This is a genomic window from Micromonospora sp. AMSO1212t (assembly GCF_008868145.1).
Lineage (GTDB): Bacteria > Actinomycetota > Actinomycetes > Mycobacteriales > Micromonosporaceae > Micromonospora > Micromonospora tulbaghiae.
On the sequence record NZ_WBKS01000102.1, the window covers coordinates 1 to 22,235 of the forward strand.

The following is a 22,235-nucleotide window of genomic DNA, read 5'->3' on the forward strand; positions in this document are numbered from 1 at the left end:
CGGGCGTAGCGCAGCATCAGCACGCCGTCGTCGGCGGCCAGCACGTGCCGCAGCGGCAGGTGACGCGGGACGCTGGTGTCCCCGGCGGTGATCCGGCCCGGACCGGCGCCGGCGAGCAGCGGCGCCACGGTCAGGCACAGCTCGTCGACCAGGTCGGCTGCGGTGAGCGCGCCGAACAGGTGCGGACCGCCCTCGCAGAGCAGTTGGTCGAGTCCGCGCCGACGCAACTCGGCCAAGCCGGCGACGAGATCGACCCGTCCGCTGCGGTCGACGCGGCCGGTCCCGTCGGCCCGTCCGCTGCCGTCGACCGGGCCGGTGGCGTCGGCCTGCCCGCTGCCGTCGGGCGACGCGGTGCCGCAGCGGACCACGTCGGCGACGTCGGTCAGCCCGGGCGGCGGTACGGCGTCGGCGTGGGTGAGCACGATCGGCCGGACCGGGGCGTCGGCGAACGCGGCCTGCGCCGGGTCGAGGTCGAGCGAACCGGAGACGACCACCAGCGTCGGGAACTCGGCCAGCCCCTGCTCGCGGCGCCAGGCCCGGCGCTCCGGGCTGAGCCGGACCGCCCGGTAGCCCTCGTGCCGCAGCGTCCCGGCGGCCACCACGAGACCGTCGCAGAGCATCCGCAGCAGCCCGAAGACCCGCTTGTCCGGCTCGCCGGACAGCCCGGCGGAGTAGCCGTCCAGAGTGACCGCGCCGTCGGCGCTGGCGACGAAGTTGACCCGCAGGTGCGGGCGGGCCGCCCGGCCGTAGAGCGCGGTGAGCTGCGGATCGGTGAGCGCACCGGTGACGGGTGCGGGCCAGATCCGTTCGATCGGGGTTCCGACGGTCATTCGCCGGCCGGACCGGTGACCGGAGGGGTGGGTTCGGGGGTACGGTGCTGGCAGTCGCACCACTTCCGGCCAGGACAGTCGTCGTGCCGCCGTTCCCGGCAGGCTCGGCAGATCATGCAGGCAGCCTATGCCCAGGAAGGATGGGACGTCGTGTCGCGTCAGATCTTCCAGCTCATGGTGTCGCTGGCCGGCGTCCGGCCGAAGGTGTGGCGGCGGGTGCTGGTGCCCGGCGGCTACACGCTGGACCGGCTGCACCGGGTGATCCAGCACGCGATGGGCTGGCGCGACTGCCACCTGCACTCGTTCGACGTCGACGGCCGGCAGTACGGCGAGCCCGACCCGGGCGGCGAACTGGCGCTGCGCGACGAGCTGGACGTCCGGCTGGACGCGCTCGTCGGCAAGGGCGACCGCTTCCGCTACACCTACGACTTCGGCGACTGGTGGGAGCACGACCTGGTGGTGGAGGACTGCTGCGCCGCCGACCCGGACGAGCGCTACCCGCTGTGCCTGGACGGGGAGCGGGCCTGCCCGCCGGAGGACGTGGGCGGTCCGGCCGGGTACGCGGTCCTGCTGGCCGCGCTCGCCGACCCCGAGCATCCGGAGCGTCCGACCATGCGGGAGTGGGCCGGCCCGGCGTTCGACCCGGCCGTGTTCGACAGCGACCGCGCCACCGTCCTACTGCGCCGCTGCTGCTGACCGGGCGACCGCCGCTGCTGCTGATCGAGCGACCGCCGCGCTGCTGACCGGAGCGACGCCGCACTGCTGATCCCGCGGCCCGGGGAGGGGGCGCGCGCCCGCGCGGTAACGAAATGGGAACGCTCCCAACGGTCTATTGACACCCCTGTCACCTCCCGGCAACCTCATGGGAGCGCTCCCGGGAGTGGCGCGGATCTCGTTCCTGCCCGCTCCGGCCCGCGCGACACGCACCCCCCACCACACAGCAGATATCGCCTCACCACCGAAAGAGGGGTCTCGGATGAGCGTCCCAATCCGTCGTCGGCGCTTCGCGGCCATCGCGCTCGCGTCCGTCGTCGTGCTCGGCACCACCGCCGCCTGCGGCGACGACTCGGACAGCGGCGACAGCGGCAGCGGCGGCGGCCCGATCACCCTGGTCGTCGACGTCTTCGGCGATCAGGGCTTCGGCTACGAAGAGCTGTACAAGCAGTACGAAGCGGAGCACACGAACGTCAAGATCCAGGAGCGGGGCAAGGGCCTCGGCCTCGGTGACTACAACACCCGCCTGACCCAGCAGATCACCGCCGGCTCGGGCGCCGGCGACGTGGTGGCCCTGGAAGAGGGCACCATCGTCCAGTTCTACGCCCAGGCCGACAAGTTCGTGAACCTCGCCGACCACGGCGCGAACGACCTCAAGGGCAACTTCCTGCCGTGGAAGTGGGAGCAGGGCACCACCCCCGACGGCAAGGTGCTGGGCCTCGGCACCGACGTCGGCTCGATGGCGCTGTGCTACCGCAGCGACCTGTTCAAGGCCGCCGGGCTGCCCACCGACCGCGAGCAGGTCGGCGCGCTCTGGCCGACCTGGGACGAGTTCATCGCCACCGGCCAGAAGTTCGCCGCCGCCGACAAGAAGCACAAGTTCGTCGACTCGGCGACCAACTTCTACAACGTCGTGCTGATGCAGATCGCGGGCCAGGGCACCGGCTACACCTACTACGACAAGAGCAACAAGCTGGTCATCGACCAGAACCCGGACGTGCAGGCCGCGTACCAGCTCACCACCAAGATGATCTCGGCCGGGCTGTCGAACAACCTCCAGTCGTTCTCCAACGAGTGGAACGCCGGCTTCAAGAACGGCACCTTCGCCACCATCGCCTGCCCCGCCTGGATGACCGGTGTCATCAAGGGCCAGGCCGGTGACGCGGCGACCGGCAAGTGGGACATCGCCAAGGCGCCGGGCGCCGGTGGCAACTGGGGCGGCTCCTTCCTCGGCGTGCCGAAGTCGAGCAAGCACCAGAAGGAGGCCGCGGAGCTGGCCAAGTTCCTGACCAGCGCCAAGGGTCAGATCGGCGCGTACAAGGCGGTCGGCAACCTGCCCTCGAACCCGCAGGCGCTCACCGACCCGGCCGTGGCCGACTCGACCAACGACTACTTCAGCAAGGCCCCGGTCGGCAAGATCTTCGCCGCCGGCGCCACCGACCTGAAGCCGGTCTACCTCGGCCCGAAGAACAACGCGGTCCGCACCGCCGTGGAGAACACGCTGCGCGCCGTGGAGCAGGGCAAGTCGGCCGACGAGCAGTGGCAGGCGGCCCTGAAGAACGGTGCGGCCGCCGGTAAGTGACCGGTTGAGCCCCCGCGGGTGGCGTCGGCAGCCCCGGCTGCCGGCGCCACCCGCGGTGCCCGCAGAGTCCGGCGTCGCCCGTGTGGCGGGTGACGCCGGCCGAGGAGAAGGACTCCCCATGAGCCTCGACCTGCACGCCGCGGCGCCGCCCGAACCCGGCCCGCCGCGCGCCCCCCGTCACACGCGCCGCCGTGCCGCCTCACTGACGCGCCTGGACCTGAAGTACTCGCCGTATCTGTACGTCCTGCCGTTCTTCGCGATCTTCGCCGTGTTCGGGGTGTACCCGATCGCGTACACGGTCTGGATCGCGCTGACCGACCGGTCGCCGCTGAACCCGACGATCTCCTTCGTCGGGATGGACAACTTCGTCGAACTGATCACCGAGGATCCGCAGTTCTGGAACGCGGTGGTCAACACGTTCGGCATGTTCCTGCTCTCCACAGTGCCCCAGTTGCTGCTGGCGCTGATGCTCGCCAACGCGCTCAACCGGAAGCTGCGCGCGCAGACGTTCTTCCGGATGGCCATCGCGATGCCGATCATCACCTCGACCGCCGTGGTCGCGCTGATATTCTCGATGATCTACGCCAAGGACTTCGGCCTGGTCAACTGGCTGCTCGACAGCGTCGGCCTGGACCCGATCGACTGGCGGGCGAATCGTTTCGCCTCCTGGTTCGCCATCTCCACCATGGTCGACTGGCGCTGGGTCGGCTACAACGCGTTGATCTACCTGGCCGCCATGCAGTCGATCAGCAAGGACATGTACGAGGCCGCGGCGCTGGACGGCGCCTCCCGGCGGCGTCAGTTCTGGTCCATCACGGTCCCGCAGCTGCGTCCCACGATCATCTTCACGCTGATCATCTCCACCATCGGCGGCCTGCAGCTGTTCACCGAGCCCCTGCTGTTCACCAGCGGCTCGGGTGGCCTCTCCGGCGGTTCGGAGGGCCAGTTCCAGACCATCACGATGTACCTGCTCGACGTGATGAACCAGCGTTTCCGGTGGGGGTACGCCGGAGCGGTCGCGCTCGTGCTCTTCGTGCTCATCGCGCTGATGTCGGTGATCAACTATCTGCTCGCCCGCCGCATCAGCTCCGACAAGTGAGGTGACGAGATGACGACCACCGCGGTTCGCCCGCCCACCCGGCACAGCACGCCGGTGAAGACCACCCACCGGGCCGAGCGGCTCTGGAAGGCCAGCCCGCTCACCATGATCGGCCTGATCTTCGGCGTGCTCCTGTCCCTGTTCCCGTTCTACTGGATGATCGTGATCGCCAGCCGGACGAACGACGCGGCCAACTCCTGGCCGCCGCCGTTCCTGCCCGGCGGCAAGCTCGGCGAGAACATCGAGCGGGTGCTCGCCAACAGCGACGCCAACATCGTCAAGGGTCTGATGAACTCGTTCCTGGTCTCCGGGACGATCACCATCGCGACGGTGTTCTTCGGCTCGCTCGCCGGCTTCGCGTTCGCCAAGCTCCGCTTCCGGGGCAAGAACGCGCTGCTGCTGATCATCCTCGCCTCGATGATGGTGCCGATTCAGCTCGGCGTGCTGCCGCTGTACATCCTGATGGCCAAGCTCGACTGGCTGAACACCATGCCGTCGGTGACGGTTCCGTTCCTGATCGGCGGCTTCGGCATCTTCATGATGCGCCAGTACGCGGAACAGGCGGTACCGAACGAGTTGATCGAGGCCGCCCGGGTGGACGGCTGCTCCACCTGGCGGGTGTACTGGCACGTGGTGGCACCCGCGCTGCGTCCGGCCGCCGCCGTGCTGGGGCTGCTGACCTTCATGGAGCAGTGGAACCAGTTCTTCTGGCCGTTCGTGGTGCTGGCGGACCCGTCCAACCCGACCGTCCAGATCTCGCTGCGCAGCCTCAACACCGCCTACTTCGCCGACAACTCGCAGATCTTCGCCGGTACGTTGATCGCGACCCTGCCCCTGTTCATCGTGTTCGTTCTGTTCGGCCGCCAGATCATCGGCGGCATCATGGAAGGCGCCGTCAAGTCGTGAGCAACCCAGCAAGCCCGCCCGCCGTCGGCGTCCTCGACGCCGGTCCGGCCCTCACCTTCCCGCCCGACTTCCTCTGGGGCGCGGCCACGGCCGCGTACCAGATCGAAGGTGCGGCGACGGAGGGCGGCCGTACCCCGTCGATCTGGGACACCTTCAGCCACACCGAGGGCCGGACGGTGGCCGGGCACACCGGCGACGTGGCGTGCGACCACTACCACCGGATGCCGGACGACGTGCGGCTGATGGCCGACCTGGGCCTGCGGTCGTACCGCTTCTCGGTGAGCTGGCCGCGGGTGCAGCCGGGCGGCACCGGCGGGGTCAACCAGGAGGGCATGGACTTCTACCGCCGGCTGATCGACGAGCTGCTCGGCCACGGCATCGAGCCCTGGCTGACGCTCTACCACTGGGACCTGCCGCAGCCGCTGGAGGACGCGGGCGGCTGGCCGGCCCGGGACACCGCCGCCCGCTTCGCCGAGTACTCGCACCTGGTCGCCGAGGCGCTCGGTGACCGGGTGAAGTACTTCACCACGCTGAACGAGCCGTGGTGCTCGGCGTTCCTCGGTTACGGCTCCGGCGTGCACGCGCCGGGCCGCTCCGACGGCGCGGACGCGGTCCGGGCCGGGCACCACCTGATGCTCGGTCACGGCCTGGCCGTGCAGGCGGTACGGGCGGCCCGCCCGGAGGCGCAGCTCGGCATCACCGTCAACCTTTACCCGGTGACCCCGGCCACCGGGTCGGCGGCGGACGCCGACGCCGCCCGCCGGATCGACGCGCTGGCGAACCGGTTCTTCCTGGACCCGGTGCTGCGCGGCGCGTACCCGGCGGATCTCGTCGCGGACCTGCGTCAGGTCACCGACATGGGGCACGTGCGCGACGGTGACCTGGCGACCATCTCGACGCCGCTGGACATGGTCGGCGTCAACTACTACAGCCGGCACGTGGTGGCCGCGCCGGTCGACGGCGCGGAGCCGGAGCCCTACTGGCGGGCGCCGTCCTGCTGGCCGGGCAGCGAGGACGTCCGGTTCGTCACCCGGGGTGTCCCGGTGACGGACATGGACTGGGAGATCGACGCCCCGGGCCTGGTGGAGACGCTGGAGCGGGTCCACCGGGAGTACACCGACCTGCCGCTCTACGTCACCGAGAACGGCTCGGCGTTCGTCGACGAACTCGTCGACGGCCGGGTGGACGACCCGGACCGGCTGGCCTACTTCGCCGCGCACCTGCGCGCGGCGCACGCCGCGATCGAGGCCGGAGTGCCGCTCAAGGGCTACTTCGCCTGGTCGCTGTTGGACAACTTCGAGTGGGCCTGGGGCTACACGAAGCGGTTCGGCATGGTCTATGTCGACTACGACAGCCAGGCCCGGATCGCGAAGTCCAGCGCCAGGTGGTACGCCGACGTGATCCGACGCAACGGCCTGCCCGCACAATAAGCTGGGCCAGCCAGTAACGGGCGGCCCGGCGCCGACGCCTCAATCGGTGCCGGGTCCGCCCGACCGTCGGAGGAGCAACAGACGATGACAACGCAGCGCACCCGCTCGCTCGGGCGTCCGACCCTCGACGCGGTCGCGGCCCGCGCCGGCGTCGGGCGTGGCACGGTCTCCCGCGTGGTCAACGGCTCGCCGCAGGTCAGCCCGGAGGCCCGGGCCGCCGTCCAGCAGGCCATCGCCGAACTGGGGTACGTGCCGAACCGCGCCGCCCGTGCGCTGGTCACCCAGCGGACCGACTCGGTGGCCCTGGTCGTCTCCGAGTCGGGGGAGCGGGTCTTCACCGAGCCGTTCTTCGCGGCCATCGTCCGGGGCGTCAGCTCCGGGCTGGTGGAGACGCCCATGCAGCTCTGGCTCGCCATGGTGCAGTCGCCGATCGAGCGGGAACGGGTCGAGCACCACCTGACCAACCAGCACGTGGACGGCGTGCTCCTGCTCTCCCTGCACGACGCCGACCCGCTGCCCACGCTGCTGGAGGAGCGCGGCCTGCCGACCGTGCTCGGCGGCCGGCCGGCCCGGATGCTGCACCCGAACGCGCAGCCGGCCTGGTTCGTCGACATGGACAACGTCGGCGGCGCGCGCCAGGCGGTGGAGCACCTGTTCCGTCAGGGGCGCCGACGGGTGGCGACCATCGCCGGCCCGCAGGACATGGGGGCCGGCCTGGCCCGGCTCTCCGGCTACCAGGAGGCCGTGCGCGCGTCCGGCGGCCGGGTCGACCCGGGCCTGATCGCGTACGGGGACTTCAGCGAGGGCAGCGGCACCGCGGCCATGCGCCGGCTGCTCGACATCTGCCCGGAACTGGACGCGGTGTTCGTCGCCTCCGACCTGATGGCCTTCGGCGCGCTGCGCGCGTTGCGCGAGGCCGGGCGCCGGGTGCCCGAGGACGTGGCGGTGATCGGCTTCGACGACGCCCCGATCGCGCGCCAGGCCGAGCCGCCGCTGACCACCGTGTTCCAACCGGTGGAGGAGATGGGCCGGCAGATGGCCCGGCTGCTGGTCTCCCGCATCCGCGGCGAGGAGGTCCCCTCGCCGCACGTGCTGCTGGACACCGAACTCGTCCACCGGGCCTCCGCCTGATCCGTCCGGCGCGGGAGCCGCTCAGGAGTGGCGGCGCAGCTCCCGGCGGGCCAGCGAGGCGCGGTGTACCTCGTCCGGGCCGTCGGCCAGGCGCAGCGTGCGGGCCTGCGCCCACAGCTCGGCCAGCGGGGTGTCCTGGCTGACCCCGGCCCCGCCGTACGCCTGGATGGCCTTGTCGATCACCCACTCGGCCATCAGCGGCGTGGCGATCTTGATGGCCTGGATCTCGGTGTGCGCGCCCTTGTTGCCGACGGTGTCCATCAGCCACGCGGTCTTGAGCACCAGCAGGCGGGCCTGCTCGATCCGGACCCGCGACTCGGCGATCCACTCGCGTACCACGCCCTGCTCGGCGAGTGGGCGGCCGAACGCGACCCGGTCGAGCACACGCCGGCAGAGCAGCTCCAGGGCCCGCTCGGCCATGCCGACCAGGCGCATGCAGTGGTGGATCCGGCCGGGGCCGAGCCGGGCCTGGGCGATGGCGAACCCGGTGCCCTCGTCGCCGACGAGGTTGTCCACCGGCACCCGTACGTCGGTGAAGTCGATCTCGGCGTGCCCGCCGTGCGGGGCGTCGCTGTAGCCGAAGACCCGCATCCCGCGGCGTACCGTCACGCCGGGGGTGTCCCGGGGGACCAGGATCATGCTCTGCTGGCGGTGCCGGTCGGCGTCCGGGTCGGTCTTGCCCATCACGATGAAGATCTCGCAGCGCGGGTCCATCGCCCCGGACGACCACCACTTGCGGCCGTTGATCACGTAGTGGTCGCCGTCGCGGACGATCCGGGTGGCGATGTTCGTCGCGTCAGAGGACGCCACCTCCGGCTCGGTCATGCAGAACGCGGACCGGATCTCACCGGCGAGCAGCGGCGTGAGCCACTGTTTCCGCTGCGCCTCGGAGCCGAACTCGGCCAGCAGCTCCATGTTGCCGGTGTCCGGCGCGGCGCAGTTGAGCGCCTCCGGCGCCAGGTGCGGGCTGCGGCCGGTCAGCTCGGCCAGCGGCGCGTACTGGAGGTTGGTCAGGCCGGCGCCGTAGCGGGCGTCGGGCAGGAACAGGTTCCACAGTCCGCGCTCCCGCGCCTGCGCCTTCAGCTCCTCCATCACCGGCGGGCGGGCCCACGGGTCGCCGGCCGCGAGCACCTGCTCGTGGTGCACCGGCTCGGCCGGGTACACGCATTCGGTGAGGAACGCCTCCAGCCGCTGACGCAGCTCGACCGTCCGGTCGTCGTACGCGAACTCCATCTAGTTCTCCCTCACCGCGCGCAGCCCGTGTGCCACGAGCGGCGTCACCATGTCGCCGATCCGGTCGAAACCCTCGCCCAGCGTCTGCCCGAGCGTGTGCCGGTAGTGGATGCCCTCGCAGATCACCGCGAGCTTGAAACAGCCGAGTGCCACGTGCCAGTGCAGCGGACCGACGTCGACGTCGCTGCGCCCGGCGTACCGCTCGATCAGTTCGGCGCCGGTGGGGAAACCGGCGCGCGGCCCGATGCCGTCGGCCACCGGGTTGCCCTCGCCGTGGTCGCTGTCGCCGAGCACGTCCCAGTACGTCAGCAGCAGCCCGAGGTCGGCCAGCGGGTCGCCGAGCGTGGCCATCTCCCAGTCGAGCACGGCCCGTACCGCCACCGGGTCGACGGTGGCGAGCAGGTTGTCCAGCCGGTAGTCGCCGTGCACGATCCGGCCCGCGTTCGCGCCCTCGGGCACGCTGGCGGCCAGCGCGTCGCGCAGCTCGTCGATGCCGGGCAGCGGCCGGCTGCGGGACCGGTCGAGCTGGCCGCCCCAGCGGCGTACCTGCCGGGCCAGGTAGCCCTCCGGACGGCCGAAGTCGGCCAGGCCCACCTCGGCCGGCTCGACCCGGTGCAGGGTGGCGAGCGTGTCCATCATCGCCATCGCGAGGTCGCGACGTTGCGCGGAGGTGAGCGCGTCGGTCTGCTCCCGCCGCCGGTAGACCTCGCCCTCGACCTTCGCCATCAGGTAGAACGGCGCGCCGATGACGCTCTCGTCGGCGCAGAGCAGCAGCGCCTCCGGCACCGGTACGCCGGTCGGGGCGAGCGCCGAGATCACCCGGTGCTCCCGCACCATGTCGTGCGCGGTGGCCAGCACGTGCCCCAGTGGCGGCCGGCGCAGCACCACCTGGCGGTCGCCGGCGCGCAGCAGGTAGGTGAGGTTGGACTTGCCGCCGGCGATCAGCCGCGCCGACAGCGGCCCGCTCAGGTCCGGCCGGTGGACGGCCAGGTGGGCGGCGAGCCGGTCGAGGTCGAGCCCGCGCGGGGCCGGACCGGTCGAGGGCGCGGCGACATCGGCGGCCGGATCGGTCATCCGATTAGTTGATGGCAGCTCAGCTTTGTTGTCAAGGTCGGGTTTTCCCGGCGGGACATGCCCTTGCAACAGGGGCGAAATGGTCAACCGGCAGGCTGGGCCCCAGCCTGCCGGCCGCTCGGCCGGCCCGCCGAGCGGAGGGGATCAGACATGCTGCTGAGAGTTCGGGTGACCCTGCCGGACCGTCCGGGCACGCTCGGCCAGGTGGCCCGGACACTCGGCGTCTCCGGCGCGGACATCGTGCAGGTGGTGGTGCTGGAACGGCTCGGCGGCCGGGCGGTGGACGACTTCACCGTGGTGTGGCCGGGCGCGGCGCGGGTGGAGCGGATGCTCGCCGGGCTGGCCGCGATCCCCGGCGTCCGGGTGGACGGCGTGTGGCGGGCGATCGGCGCGCCCACCACCACCGGCCAGGACGCGGAACTGCTCGCCCAGGTGGCGGCGAACCCGGTCGACGGGGTGGCCACGCTCGTCGACGCGGTGCCCGGGCTGCTCGCCGCCGACTGGGCGGTGGCCGCCGTCGTACCCCTGGACTGGGCCTCGCGCAGCGGCGAGGCCGGCGTCGCCGCGATCGGGCACGCGAGCTGGCGGGCGCCGTCGCCGCCCCGGCTGCCCGAGGTGACCCCGCTGCGGGCACGGGCCATCACCAGCCCGGAGGGGCACCACTACGCGGTCGCGCCGTTCGGCCGGGCCGGCCTGGTGCTGGTGGTCGCCCGCGACCACAGCGAGCCGCTGTCGGCGGCCGGGTTCCACTCCACCGAGGTGGACCGGCTCGCCCAGCTCGTCCGCGCCGGCGCGGTGATCCTCGGCGACCGGCTGGACCTGGTCGGCACGCCGCCAGTGACCACCGTCACCTGACCGGACGGCCCGCGTCACCCCGGGGCAACGGGCCCGCAACAGGCGGACGGCAGGGTCGGTGCTGAGGAAGGGAGACAACCATGACGCTGTGGCGGATCCGAGCCACCGTGGACGACCGGCCGGGCTACCTGTCGGTGCTCACGGCGAGCCTCGCGTTGCGCGGGGTCAACATCCTCAGCGTGCAGGTGCACACCACCGAGGCCGGCGCGGTCGACGACTTCCTGGTCGACGCGCCCGAGCAGGTGACCGAGGCGGAGCTGCGGGCCGCCGTGGAGCGGGGCCGGGGCCGGGACTGCTGGGTCGCGCGCAGCGGGGCGCGCGGGCTGGCCGACGAGCCGACCCGGCTGCTCGGGCTGGCCGGGCGGCTGGTCCGCGACCCGGAGGCGACCGGCGAGGTGCTGCGGACGCTGCTCGGCGCCGACACGGTGACCTGGCGTCCGACATCCGCCACCGGGCCGGGTGGGGTGGGCGGCACCACGATGGTGCTCGCCGACCCGGCCGGCGGCGCACACGAACTGCACCGCCGGGAGCCCAGCTTCACCCCGGCCGAGTACGCCCGCGCGCAGGCCCTGGTCGAGCTGGCGGCGACGCTCGCCCGGCGGGACGCCGACCGGATCACGCTGGTGCTGCCGGACGGCGGTGAGGTGTCGGTGCGGGCCGCGACCGCCGAGGACGTCCCCGGCGTACGCGACCTGCACGCCGCCTGCTCGGCACGCAGCCGGCAGCGGCGCTACCTGAGCGGGGCGGCGGACCCGGCGCCGGCCCGGCTGCGCCGGCTGCTGGAGCCGGCCCGGGGCGTGACCCTGCTCGCCACGGCGGGCTCCGGCGGGGCGGCGGAGCCGGTCGTGGCGATGGCGAACCTGCTCGGCGAGGGCGACGAGGCCGAGGTGGCGCTGCTGGTCCGCGACGACTGGCAGCGCCGGGGCCTCGGTTCGGCGCTGCTGCGCCGCCTGGTGGGCCACGCCGACCGGGCCGGGTACGCCGCCGTGCTGCTGCACGTGCAGTCCGAGAACACGCCGATGCTGCGGACGCTGCGCCGGCTGGACCGGCCGGTGGCGATGGAACGCGACGGCAGCGTGCTGACCGCGACGCTGCCGCTGGCCCCACGGCCGGCGGTCGAGCCGGCCGCGCGGGCCGAGGTGACGGTGCCCGCGCAGCGGTCGAGTTGAGCTGACGGCCGACCGGCCGGACCCCGGAGGTGCGCCGCAACGGCGCGGCACACCCGAGAGGTCCGGATGGGCGGCCGGAACCGGCGCGGTCACGCGCCACCCGGGCCGACCTCCGATACGGAGGACGGTGACACGGCGGGGCTCCCGATGCGGGGGCCCCGCCCGTCTGTCCGCGATCAGGTGGCCGGGTAGCTGCTGTAGTCGGGGAAGTTGCCGTAGAGCCGGCCGTCACCGCCCACCGTGACCGCCTGTACGAGCAGGTCGCCGCCGACGAACGCGCCCTTCCAGGACGCGCCCCGGCCGCCGAACGGCTCGTCCCGGTCGCCCCGGGACCGCGGCTTGTTGATGCCGACCTTGAACGCTTGGAGGTCCACCGCCAGCTTGCCGGCCAGTTCCTCGTCGTCGCACGCGAGCGAGGCGACGAGCGCGCCGTTGGAGGCGTTCATCTGGGCCAGCAGCTCGTCGGTGGTGTCCACCACGACGATCGTGTCCACCGGGCCGAACGGCTCGGCGTGCATGAGGCGGGACCGGCCGGGCGGGGCCAGCAGCACGGCCGGGGCGACGTACGCGGACGTGTCCTGCCCGTCCAGGAACGGCGCGCCGTCCAGCTTGCCGCGGTGCAGCGGCACGGCGCCGCCGCGTACCGCCTCGTCGACCTTGCGCCGTAGCTCGTCGGCCTTGGCGGCGCTGATCAGCGGCCCGAAGTCCAGCTCCGGCAGGGGGTCGCCGGCGGACCAGTCGTCACCGACGGCGAGCGGGTGGCCGAACCGGATCGAGCGGACGACCGGCAGGTACATGTCGAGGAACTCGTCGACCAGGTCCCGCTGGACCACGAACCGGGGGTACGCGGTGCAGCGCTGCTTGCCGTACTCGAAGCCCTTGCGCAGGTGTGCGGCGAGAGAGTCCCACTGGGAGAAGTTCCAGATGCCCCAGGCGTTCAGGCCCTCCTGCTCGATGAAGTGCCGCTTGTCGCAGTCGAGCAGCGCGGCGGCGACCTTGCCGCCGTTGGAGCGCCCGCCGACGAACGCCACCGCGCCGATCTCCGGTGCGCGGACGAGCACCTCGGACAGTTCCTCGCCGCTGCCGGACAGCAGCGTGGCGGGGAGTCCGGCGCGGCGCATCAGCGCGTGCGCGACGGTGAGGCAGACCGCGCCGCCCTGCGACGGCGTCTTGGCGATGACCGCGTTGCCGGCCAGCAACTGCACCAGCTCGGCGTGCACCAGCACGCTCATCGGGTAGTTCCAGGAGGCGATGTTGCTGACCGGGCCGGGCAGCGGTTCCCGGCCGTCGGCGAGCATCCGCTCGATCTCCTGCACGTACCAGCGCACGCCGTCCAGCGCGCGGTCCACGTCGGCGCAGGCCAGCCGCCACGGCTTGCCGATCTCCCAGACCAGCAGCAGGGCGAGCAGGTCGCGGTGCGCGGTGAGCGCGTCCAGCGCGTCGGTGACCCGGGCGACGCGCTCGGCCAGCGGGGTCCGCGCCCACTCCCGGTGCGCCGTCGCGGCGTGGGCGACGGCGGCGCGGGCCGTGTCGGCGTCGAGCCGGGCCAGGTGTACGAGGACGGTGTCGTCCACCGGGGTACGCACGGCGGTGGGGGTGCCGAGCGCGCGCCAGCCGCCCTGGACGAGGTTGTGCAGGGTGACGGTTCCGTCGGGGCCGGTGCCGAACGCCTCGGGCGCGGCGGCCACCGCACGGGCGAGCGTGTCGGACCAGGAGGTGCCCTCGGCGAGTCGTAGAGCCATCGCGATCTCCTCAGTGTCGTCCGGGGAGCGGCGGCGTCGATGGCACCGCAGGTGAGGCGACTGTCCCGCGGGGCCGAGCGGCCGGGCAACCGTACGTTCGTATGCCAGGACGGCCGAGCCGTCGCCGGGGCCCTCGCGGATGCGTCCGCCGCCGCGACGATGCCGCTGAGCTGGGACTGAACGCGCTCTATATCGAGATCTATCGATGGTGTGATCCCGCTCCCGATGGTTACCCGTGAGTACGCCCGGGCGTCCCGGATCAGCGTGGTCTTCCCCTGTGATGAACGGCGCATTACATTGTCGGTTGTCCATGGGAGCGCTCCCGAACCTCTCGTGGACACCCACCACCACCGCCACGCGGCAGCCGGAGCCCTGCGAACCCGTCCCCGCTCCGGCTGCCGCCCGGCGCCAGCCACAGGAGCTCGCCATGCCCCGTCCGATTCCGCCACCGGGAGGCCGGTCCCGGCTCCGTCGGCTGTTCGCCACCGGCGCCGCGCTGGCCGTCGGCCTGGCCACCGCCGTCGCCGCCCCGCCACCCGCGTCCGCCTCCGCCGCGCAGGCCGCACCCGCGTTCAACTACGCCGAGGCGTTGCAGAAGTCGCTGTTCTTCTACGAGGCGCAGCAGTCGGGCCGCAAGCCCTCCTGGAACCGGGTCTCCTGGCGGGGCGACTCGGCGCTCACCGACGGCGCCGACGTGGGCGTCGACCTCACCGGCGGCTGGTACGACGCCGGCGACCACGTGAAGTTCGGCTTCCCGATGGCGTTCAGCGCCACCATGCTGGCGTGGGGCGCGGTCGAGTACCGCGACGGGTACGCCGCCTCCGGCCAGCTCACCCACCTGCTCGACAACCTGCGTTTCGTCAACGACTACTTCGTCAAGGCGCACCCCGCCCCGAACGTCCTCTACGGACAGGTCGGCAAGGGCGACGACGACCACAAGTGGTGGGGCCCGGCCGAGGTGATGCCGATGGCGCGGCCCGCGTACAAGATCGACGCGAGCTGTGGCGGCGCGGACCTGGCGGGGGAGACGGCGGCCGCGATGGCCGCCTCGTCCATGGTCTTCCGGTCCACCGACGCGGCCTACGCGGACAAGCTGCTCGGCCACGCCAAGCAGCTCTACACGTTCGCCGACAACGTGCGGAAGAGCTACCACGAGTGCATCACCGACGCGACGAGCTTCTACAAGTCGTGGAGCGGTTACCAGGACGAACTGGTCTGGGGCGCGATCTGGCTCTACCGGGCCACCGGCGACGCCACCTACCTGGCCAAGGCGGAGAGCGAGTACGACAAGCTCGGCACCGAGCCGCAGTCCACCACCCGCTCCTACAAGTGGACCATCGCCTGGGACAACAAGCAGTTCGGCGCGTACGTGCTGCTGGCGAACCTGACCGGCAAGCAGAAGTACGTCGACGACGCCAACCGGTGGCTGGACTACTGGACGGTGGGCGTCAACGGGCAGCGGGTGCCGTACTCACCCGGCGGGATGGCGGTGCTCGACTCGTGGGGCGCGCTGCGGTACGCCTCCAACACCGCGTTCGCCGCGCTGGTCTACAGCGACAAGACCACCGACACCACGCGCAAGGCGCGCTATCACGACTTCGCCGTCCGGCAGATCAACTACGCGCTCGGCGACAACCCGCGCAACTCCAGCTACCAGATCGGCTACGGCGCGAACTCGCCGCGCAACCCGCACCACCGCACCGCGCACGGCTCCTGGTGGGACAGCCAGACCGTACCCACCGAGACCCGGCACGTGCTCTACGGCGCGCTCGTCGGCGGCCCGTCCTCGGCGAACGACGCGTACACCGACAGCCGGTCGGACTACGTGATGAACGAGGTCGCGACCGACTACAACGCCGGCTTCACCTCCGCGCTGGCCCGGCTCGCCAACGAGTACGGCGGCAGCCCGCTCGCCGGCTTCCCGGTCGCCGAGACGCCCGACCTGGACGAGCTGACGGTGGAGACCACTGTGATGCAGGCCGAGCCGCGCGCCACCGGGCTCAAGGCGATCGTCTACAACAAGTCCGCGTTCCCGGCCCGCGCGCTGACCACCGGTAAGTTCCGGTACTTCTTCCGGCCCGACGGCACCGGACCGGTGACCGTCACGCCCGGCTACACCCAGGGCTGCCCGTCCCCGTCGACGGCGAAGCAGTTCTCCGGCGACATCTGGTACGTCGAGGTCGACTGCACCGGCTACACCATCGCGCCGGCCGGCCAGTCGCAGCACCGGATGGAGGTGCAGTTCAAGATCGGGGTGCCGGAGGGCGGCACCTGGGATCCGACGAACGACCCGTCGTACCAGGCCACGGCCGGGCCGAACCGTAAGGTGCCGCTCTACTCCGGCGGCGTACGCGTCTGGGGCGAGGAGCCCGGACCGGCCACCCCGGACACCACCGCGCCGACGGTGCCCGGCACGCCCGTCGCGTCCGCCGTCACGTCGAGCGGGCTCACGCTGACCTGGGCCGCGTCCACCGACACCGGCGGCAGCGGCCTGGCCGGCTACGAGATCACCCAGTCGCAGACCGGCAGTGACGCGCTGGTGCTGCGCACCGCCACCACCAACACGCTCGCGGTGACCGGGCTGGCGCCGGAGCGGACGTACCAGTTCACCGTGCGGGCGCTCGACGGCGCCGGCAACCGGTCCGCGTCGTCGTCGGCGGTCAGCGTCACCACGCCGGCCGGCCCGGCGCCGGACACCACCCCGCCGACCGCACCCGGCACGCCCACCGCCTCGGCGGTCGGCGCCACCGGCCTGACGCTGACCTGGGGCCCGTCCACCGACGCGGTGGGCGTCACCGGCTACCGCGTCTACCGGGGCGGGAACGTCCTGGTCGGCTCGTCCACCGGCACCACGCTGGCGGTGACCGGGCTGACCGCCTCCACCACGTACACCTTCACGGTGGTGGCGGTGGACGCGGCCGGAAACGTCTCACCGGCGTCGCCCGGCGTCACTGTCACCACCACGGCCCCGCCTGCCGGCGGTGCCTGCGCGGTGACCTGGACGGCGAACTCCTGGGACACCGGGTTCACCGCGAACGTCACCGTCGCCAACACCGGTACCACGGCGATCAACGGCTGGACGCTGGCGTTCACCTTCGGCAACGCCGGGCAGAAGGTCGGGCAGGCCTGGTCGGCGAACGTGACCCAGACGGGCACGGCGGTGACCGCGTCGAGCCTGTCCTACAACGGGACGCTGGCACCGGGGGCGTCGACGAGCTTCGGCTTCAACGGCACCCACACCGGCGCCAACCCGAGGCCCACCGCCTTCACGCTGAACGGCTCCGCCTGCACCGTCTCCTGACCGTCGAGGCGGCGTGGCGTGGCCGGTGCCGCACCCCGGGTGACCGGTCACGCCACGCCACGCCTCGCGCGGCCAAAAACGTTCCGAAACTTTTCCGAAACACCATTGTCCCCGCCGATGCGCGATGGAAGCATCGACGGAGCTAGATACCCCTATCGAGACGTCCAGTCGTCCCGCCCCGACGGCCTGGGTGTTGGCCAGTAAGGAGGCCAAGATGGCAATGAGCCCATCAGTTCATCGCGGCGGGAGTCGGCGACGGCGATCGCCCGCGGTCAGAGCGTTGCTCGCCGGCGCGGTCAGCGCCGTGACGGTGGCCGCCGTCGCGGTGATGATGCCGTCGGCGAACGCCGCCGCGAGCACGCTGGGCGCGGCCGCCGCGCAGTCGGGCCGGTACTTCGGCACGGCGATCGCGGCGGGCCGGCTCGGTGACTCGACGTACAGCACCATCGCCGGGCGCGAGTTCAACATGATCACCGCCGAGAACGAGATGAAGCCGGACGCGACGCAGCCCCAGCGGGGCCAGTTCAACTTCAACTCCGGTGACCAGATCTACAACTGGGCGACCCAGCGCGGCCTGAAGGTCCGCGGCCACACGCTGGCGTGGCACGCGCAGCAGCCGGGCTGGATGCAGAGCCTGAGCGGCAGCAACCTGCGCCAGGCCATGATCGACCACATCAACGGCGTGATGGCCCACTACCGGGGCAAGCTCGCCGCGTGGGACGTGGTCAACGAGGCGTTCAACGAGGACGGCAGCCGCCGCAGCTCCAACCTCCAGGGCACCGGCAACGACTGGATCGAGGTCGCGTTCCGCACCGCGCGGGCGGCCGACCCGTCGACCAAGCTCTGTTACAACGACTACAACATCGAGAACTGGTCGTACGGCAAGACGCAGGGCGTCTACAACATGATCCGGGACTTCAAGTCCCGCGGCGTCCCGATCGACTGCGTCGGGTTGCAGACCCACTTCACCGGCGGCAGCTCGCTGCCGAGCAACTTCCAGACCACGCTGTCCAGCTTCGCGGCGCTCGGCGTGGACGTGGCGCTGACCGAGGCGGACGTCACCAATGCCTCGACCAGCCAGTACGCCGGGCTGACCCAGGCGTGCCTGAACGTGCCGCGCTGCATCGGCATCACCGTGTGGGGCGTGCGCGACAGCGACTCGTGGCGCTCGAACGAGAACCCGCTGCTGTTCGACGGCGGCGGCAACAAGAAGGCCGCGTACAACTCGGTCCTCAACGCGCTCAACGCGGCCACCCCGACCTCGGGGCCGACCACGACCCCGACCACGGGACCGCCGCCGAGCGGCGGCGCCGGCCAGATCGTCGGAGCGCAGTCGGGCCGGTGCGTCGACGTACCGAACGCCACCCAGACCAACGGCACCCGCGTCCAGCTCTGGGACTGCAACAGTCAGTCGAACCAGCAGTGGACGTACACCGCCAACAAGCAGTTGATGGTCTACGGCAGCAAGTGCCTCGACGCGAACGGCGCGGCCACCGCGAACGGCACCGGAATCATCATCTGGGACTGCAACGGCCAGTCGAACCAGCAGTGGAACATCAACTCCAACGGCACCATCAGCGGTGTGCAGTCCGGCCGCTGCCTGGACGTCTGGGGCACCGCCAACGGCCAGCAGATCCAGCTGTACGACTGCCACGGGCAGACCAACCAGCAGTGGCGGACCAACTTCGGTGGCACCACGCCCCCGACCACGCCGCCGCCGACCACGACGCCCCCGCCGGGCGGCTGCTCGCTCCCGTCGACCTACCGGTGGTCGTCGACCGGCGCGCTGGCCAACCCGCAGAACGGCTGGGTCTCGCTCAAGGACTTCACCAACGTGGTCTACAACGGCAAGCACCTGGTCTACGGGTCGTACGTCAACAGCAGCGGCCAGTACAGCTCGATGAACTTCAGCACGTTCACGAACTGGTCCGACATGGCCTCGGCCGGCCAGAACGGAATGAGCCAGGGCACCGTGGCGCCCACCCTGCTGTACTTCGCGCCGAAGAACATCTGGGTGCTGGCGTACCAGTGGGGACCGACCTCGTTCAGCTACAAGACGTCGAGCGACCCGACCAACGCCAACGGCTGGTCCTCGGCGCAGACGCTGTCCACCGCCACCCTGCCCGACGCCCCGTACGGCGTCATCGACCAGACCCTGATCGGTGACGACCAGAACATGTACCTGTTCTTCGCCGGGGACAACGGCAAGATCTACCGGTCGAGCATGCCGCTCGGGAACTTCCCGGGCAGCTTCGGCTCGAGCTACACGACGATCATGACGGACTCGACGAACAACCTGTTCGAGGGCGTCGAGGTCTACAAGGTGGCGGGCCAGAACCAGTACCTCATGATCGTCGAGGCGATCGGAAGCCAGGGACGCTACTTCCGGTCGTTCACGTCCAACAGCCTCGGCGGCTCGTGGACCCCGCAGGCCGCCACGGAGAGCAACCCCTTCGCGGGCAAGGCCAACAGCGGCGCGACGTGGACCAACGACATCAGCCACGGTGACCTGGTCCGCACCAACCCCGACCAGACCAAGACCGTCGACGCCTGCAACCTGCAGCTCCTGTACCAGGGCAAGAACCCCAGTGCGGGAGGCGACTACAACCTGCTGCCGTGGCGGCCGGGTGTGCTGACCCTCCAGCGCTGACCGTCACACAGTTACCGGAAAGCGTGCCCGGCACCCGCGTGGTGCCGGGCACGCTTCCAGGTAGGGCCGGCCCGGTCGGCGGGCGGACGGCGGCGAGCCGGGGCAAGCTGGGGCGGTGGAGCGCGAGCTGCTGACCGTCGGACACGGGGCCGCCCACCGCGACCAGCTCGGGGACCTGCTGGCCGGCGCGGAGGTCGCCCTGGTCGTCGACGTGCGCCGCTACCCGGCCAGCCGGACCAACCCGGACGTCCGCCGCGAGGCCATGGAACGCTGGCTGCCCGAACGAGGCATCGGCTACCGCTGGGAGCCGCGCCTCGGCGGCCGCCGGCACGTCCCCGCCGGTGAGCCGGAACCGGACACCTGGTGGACGGTCGCTGCCTTCCGGGCGTACGCCGCGTACACCCGCACGCCCGACTTCGACGCCGCACTGGACGAGGTGCTGGCCGACGCCGCGCTGCGGAGAACCGCTGTGATGTGCAGCGAGAGCGTCTGGTGGCGCTGCCACCGGCGGCTGATCGCCGACGTCGCCGTGCTCGGCCGAGGCGTGCCGGTGTCGCACCTCATGCCGGACGGCCGGCTCAGCCCGCACCGGCCCGCCGAGGGCGCCCGCCGGCTGCCCGACGGGCACCTGCTCTGGGCCGGCTGACTCAGCCCGCCAGATCCTCGGCGAGCAGGTCCATCAGCAGCGCGTCGTGCCAGCGCCCGTCCGCCCCGCGCTCGTAGCGGCGCATGATGCCCACCGGGCGGAAACCCACCTTCGCGTACGCGCGGATCGCCGCCGTGTTCGCCGCCGCCGGGTCGATGGTGAACCGGTGGTGGCCGTACTCGTCGATCAGGTGCCGGACCAGCGTGCGGATCGCGTCACCGCCCAGCCCCGAGCCGCGTACCGCCGGGTCGAGGAAGACGTCGAGGCTGGCGTGGCGGTAGTCCGGGTCGGTCTCGGCGTACCACTGGATCGCGCCGACCAGCCTGCCGTCGTGCTCGACGACGTAGACGGTCACCGAGTCGTCGGCCAGGTCGGCGCGCACCGATGCGGCCAGGTCGTCGCCGCCGCGCCACCAGCGGCGCACCTCGGGGGTGGCCCGGATCGCGGCCAGGGCGGGCACGTCGGCGTCGGTCACCGGCCGCAGCGTCACCGCCCGCCCCCGCAGCACGCCTCAGCCCCGCCGCTCGCCGTGCTCGACGCAGACCGCCGACCAGCCCGTCGGTACGACCTGCACCTTCATCCGCCGCCGGCAGGACGCGCACCAGCGCGGTGGCTCCCACGCCCGGGCCGCCTCACACGCCGGGTGCGGCCCGGCCGCCACCGACTCGCCGCACCTGTCGCACCAGAGAACGGCGGGGAGGGCCGCCGTGGCGGGGGAGGATTCGGTCACCGCTGCCTCACAGGGTCGCCGAGAGCGCCTTCACCGGCATCTTCAGGTCTTCCAGCAGCTTCAGGTCGGCCGTCGCCGGCCGGCCCAGCGTGGTCAGGTAGTTGCCGACGATCACCGCGTTGATGCCGCCGAGCAGACCGTCACGGGTGCCCAGGTCACCGAGGGTGAGTTCGCGGCCGCCCGCGTACCGCAGGATGGTGCGCGGCATGGCCAGCCGGAACGCGGCGATGGCGCGCAGCGCGTCCTTGCCCTCCACCACCGGGCGGTCGCCGAGCGGCGTGCCGGGGCGCGGGTTGAGGAAGTTCAGCGGCACCTCGTGCGGGTCCAGCTCGGCGAGCTGGGCGGCGAACTCGGCGCGCTGCTCGACCGTCTCGCCGAGCCCGAGGATGCCACCGCAGCAGACCTCCATGCCGGACTCGCGGACCATCCGCAGGGTCTCCCAGCGCTCCTCCCAGGAGTGCGTGGTGACCACGTTCGGGAAGTAGGAGCGGCAGGTCTCCAGGTTGTGGTTGTAGCGGTGCACGCCCATCTCGACCAGCTCGTCGACCTGCTCCTTGGTGAGCATGCCGAGCGACGCGGCGACCTGGATGTCGACAGCGGCACGGATGGCGGCGACACCCTCGCGCATCTGCTTCATCAGCCGGGCGTCCGGGCCGCGCACGGCGGCGACGATGCAGAACTCGGTCGCCCCGGTCGCGGCGGTCTGCTTCGCGGCCTCGACCAGCGCCGGGATGTCCAGCCAGACCGAACGGACCGGCGAGGTGAACAGGCCGGACTGCGAGCAGAAGTGGCAGTCCTCCGGGCAGCCGCCGGTCTTCAGCGAGATGATGCCCTCGACCTCGACCTCCGGACCGCACCAGCGCATCCGGACCTCGTGGGCGAGCTGGAGCGCGGCGGGCAGGTGCTCGTCGGGAAGGTTCAGCACCGCGAGGACACCGGCCTCGTCGAGGCCGACGCCGTTGCCCAGCACCCGCTCCCGGGCCTGGTCGAGGATCTCTGGCATGGCTCGTAACCTAACAGGCCACCGTGAGCGCGGGAAACCACCGCCGCAGGCCCTCCGGCGAGCCGGGACCGCGCCACGCCGGGGCCCTCGGCGCGGGTGGTAACTTCGCCCCGCGGGAGCGTCCGGCGGGGGCGGGGAGT

The 22,235-nt window shown here is 72.0% G+C and carries 18 protein-coding genes; 11 read left to right on the forward strand and 7 right to left on the reverse strand.

Translation table 11 applies throughout. From position 1 onward, the window contains the following. Positions 1-830, reverse strand: an 830-nt coding sequence (locus tag F8279_RS22110; protein ID WP_151500928.1) for a pyrimidine reductase family protein, incomplete at its 3' end; no start/stop codon positions are given. A 150-nt stretch (positions 831-980) separates the two neighbouring features. Between F8279_RS22110 and F8279_RS22115 the strand changes: the two genes are divergently transcribed. The 6 genes from F8279_RS22115 (at position 981) to F8279_RS22140 (ending at position 7,692) form a co-directional block, all read left to right on the forward strand. Continuing rightward, entirely contained in the window at positions 981-1,526 is a 546-nt protein-coding gene (locus F8279_RS22115; protein ID WP_192580745.1) for a plasmid pRiA4b ORF-3 family protein, read from the forward strand. Positions 1,527-1,806: 280 nt separating this feature from the next. Further along, entirely contained in the window at positions 1,807-3,126 is a 1,320-nt protein-coding gene (locus F8279_RS22120) for an ABC transporter substrate-binding protein (RefSeq protein ID WP_091420088.1), read from the forward strand. Positions 3,127-3,244: 118 nt separating this feature from the next. Further along, positions 3,245-4,225, forward strand: coding sequence for a carbohydrate ABC transporter permease (locus tag F8279_RS22125; protein WP_151500930.1), 981 nt, complete (start codon positions 3,245-3,247; stop codon positions 4,223-4,225). A 105-nt stretch (positions 4,226-4,330) separates the two neighbouring features. Beyond that, positions 4,331-5,131 carry a carbohydrate ABC transporter permease gene (locus tag F8279_RS22130; RefSeq protein ID WP_217493425.1) on the forward strand — a complete coding sequence of 267 codons (801 nt, stop codon included), beginning with the start codon at positions 4,331-4,333 and terminating at the stop codon, positions 5,129-5,131. Further along, positions 5,128-6,561: a GH1 family beta-glucosidase gene (locus tag F8279_RS22135; RefSeq protein ID WP_151500931.1), complete on the forward strand. Its 1,434-nt coding sequence runs from the start codon at positions 5,128-5,130 to the stop codon at positions 6,559-6,561. The genes F8279_RS22130 and F8279_RS22135 overlap by 4 nt, the downstream gene beginning before the upstream one ends. 84 nt (positions 6,562-6,645) lie before the next feature. Next, on the forward strand, positions 6,646-7,692 hold the full coding sequence (locus tag F8279_RS22140; RefSeq protein WP_091420098.1) for a LacI family DNA-binding transcriptional regulator: 1,047 nt from the start codon (positions 6,646-6,648) through the stop codon (positions 7,690-7,692). A 21-nt stretch (positions 7,693-7,713) separates the two neighbouring features. On the opposite strand, the gene F8279_RS22145 is transcribed toward F8279_RS22140, so the two are convergent. After that, positions 7,714-8,925, reverse strand: a complete 1,212-nt coding sequence (locus F8279_RS22145; RefSeq protein ID WP_151500932.1) for an acyl-CoA dehydrogenase family protein — start codon at positions 8,923-8,925, stop codon at positions 7,714-7,716. Then, positions 8,926-9,999: a phosphotransferase family protein gene (locus F8279_RS22150; RefSeq protein WP_151500933.1), complete on the reverse strand. Its 1,074-nt coding sequence runs from the start codon at positions 9,997-9,999 to the stop codon at positions 8,926-8,928. Positions 10,000-10,149: 150 nt separating this feature from the next. On the opposite strand from F8279_RS22150, the gene F8279_RS22155 reads away from it, so the two are divergent. Together F8279_RS22155 and F8279_RS22160 are read left to right on the forward strand one after the other, a co-directional pair. After that, positions 10,150-10,854, forward strand: a complete 705-nt coding sequence (locus F8279_RS22155; RefSeq protein WP_091420105.1) for an amino acid-binding protein — start codon at positions 10,150-10,152, stop codon at positions 10,852-10,854. Between the two features lie 80 nt (positions 10,855-10,934). Continuing rightward, positions 10,935-12,023, forward strand: a complete 1,089-nt coding sequence (locus F8279_RS22160; protein ID WP_151500934.1) for a GNAT family N-acetyltransferase — start codon at positions 10,935-10,937, stop codon at positions 12,021-12,023. Positions 12,024-12,199: 176 nt separating this feature from the next. Here the strand turns inward: F8279_RS22160 and F8279_RS22165 are convergent, their stop codons facing one another. Further along, positions 12,200-13,765 (reverse strand): aldehyde dehydrogenase family protein, encoded by a 1,566-nt coding sequence (locus F8279_RS22165; RefSeq protein ID WP_091420110.1) that lies wholly within the window; start codon positions 13,763-13,765, stop codon positions 12,200-12,202. Positions 13,766-14,192: 427 nt separating this feature from the next. Here F8279_RS22165 and F8279_RS22170 point away from each other — a divergent pair, with 427 nt between their 5' ends. From F8279_RS22170 to F8279_RS22180, 3 genes are all read left to right on the forward strand, one after another. Then, positions 14,193-17,066 (forward strand): glycoside hydrolase family 9 protein, encoded by a 2,874-nt coding sequence (locus F8279_RS22170; RefSeq protein WP_151500935.1) that lies wholly within the window; start codon positions 14,193-14,195, stop codon positions 17,064-17,066. 214 nt (positions 17,067-17,280) lie between these two features. Further along, on the forward strand, positions 17,281-19,716 hold the full coding sequence (locus F8279_RS22175; RefSeq protein WP_151500936.1) for a non-reducing end alpha-L-arabinofuranosidase family hydrolase: 2,436 nt from the start codon (positions 17,281-17,283) through the stop codon (positions 19,714-19,716). A 115-nt stretch (positions 19,717-19,831) separates the two neighbouring features. Then, positions 19,832-20,362, forward strand: a complete 531-nt coding sequence (locus tag F8279_RS22180; RefSeq protein WP_151500937.1) for a DUF488 family protein — start codon at positions 19,832-19,834, stop codon at positions 20,360-20,362. Between the two features lies 1 nt (position 20,363). On the opposite strand, the gene F8279_RS22185 is transcribed toward F8279_RS22180, so the two are convergent. From F8279_RS22185 to bioB, 3 genes are read right to left on the reverse strand one after another with little or no spacing between them, the layout of a single operon-like run. Continuing rightward, positions 20,364-20,870: a GNAT family N-acetyltransferase gene (locus F8279_RS22185; protein ID WP_151500938.1), complete on the reverse strand. Its 507-nt coding sequence runs from the start codon at positions 20,868-20,870 to the stop codon at positions 20,364-20,366. A 3-nt stretch (positions 20,871-20,873) separates the two neighbouring features. Further along, complete coding sequence (locus tag F8279_RS22190; protein ID WP_151500939.1) at positions 20,874-21,092, reverse strand: hypothetical protein; 219 nt, start codon at positions 21,090-21,092, stop codon at positions 20,874-20,876. Between the two features lie 7 nt (positions 21,093-21,099). Further along, positions 21,100-22,095 (reverse strand): biotin synthase BioB, encoded by a 996-nt coding sequence (bioB, locus tag F8279_RS22195; RefSeq protein WP_091420125.1) that lies wholly within the window; start codon positions 22,093-22,095, stop codon positions 21,100-21,102. Between the last annotated feature and the right edge of the window lie 140 nt (positions 22,096-22,235).

Excerpts from the sequence above, each read along its gene's own strand:
- F8279_RS22120 (WP_091420088.1), top strand. The coding sequence starts at position 1,807 with ATGAGCGTCCCAATCCGTCGTCGGCGCTTCGCGGCCATCGCGCTCGCG.
- F8279_RS22125 (WP_151500930.1), top strand. The coding sequence starts at position 3,245 with ATGAGCCTCGACCTGCACGCCGCGGCGCCGCCCGAACCCGGCCCGCCG.
- F8279_RS22130 (WP_217493425.1), top strand. The coding sequence starts at position 4,331 with ATGATCGGCCTGATCTTCGGCGTGCTCCTGTCCCTGTTCCCGTTCTAC.
- F8279_RS22140 (WP_091420098.1), top strand. The coding sequence starts at position 6,646 with ATGACAACGCAGCGCACCCGCTCGCTCGGGCGTCCGACCCTCGACGCG.
- F8279_RS22145 (WP_151500932.1), bottom strand. The coding sequence starts at position 8,925 with ATGGAGTTCGCGTACGACGACCGGACGGTCGAGCTGCGTCAGCGGCTG.
- F8279_RS22150 (WP_151500933.1), bottom strand. The coding sequence starts at position 9,999 with ATGACCGATCCGGCCGCCGATGTCGCCGCGCCCTCGACCGGTCCGGCC.
- F8279_RS22155 (WP_091420105.1), top strand. The coding sequence starts at position 10,150 with ATGCTGCTGAGAGTTCGGGTGACCCTGCCGGACCGTCCGGGCACGCTC.
- F8279_RS22160 (WP_151500934.1), top strand. The coding sequence starts at position 10,935 with ATGACGCTGTGGCGGATCCGAGCCACCGTGGACGACCGGCCGGGCTAC.
- F8279_RS22165 (WP_091420110.1), bottom strand. The coding sequence starts at position 13,765 with ATGGCTCTACGACTCGCCGAGGGCACCTCCTGGTCCGACACGCTCGCC.
- F8279_RS22170 (WP_151500935.1), top strand. The coding sequence starts at position 14,193 with ATGCCCCGTCCGATTCCGCCACCGGGAGGCCGGTCCCGGCTCCGTCGG.
- F8279_RS22175 (WP_151500936.1), top strand. The coding sequence starts at position 17,281 with ATGGCAATGAGCCCATCAGTTCATCGCGGCGGGAGTCGGCGACGGCGA.
- bioB (WP_091420125.1), bottom strand. The coding sequence starts at position 22,095 with ATGCCAGAGATCCTCGACCAGGCCCGGGAGCGGGTGCTGGGCAACGGC.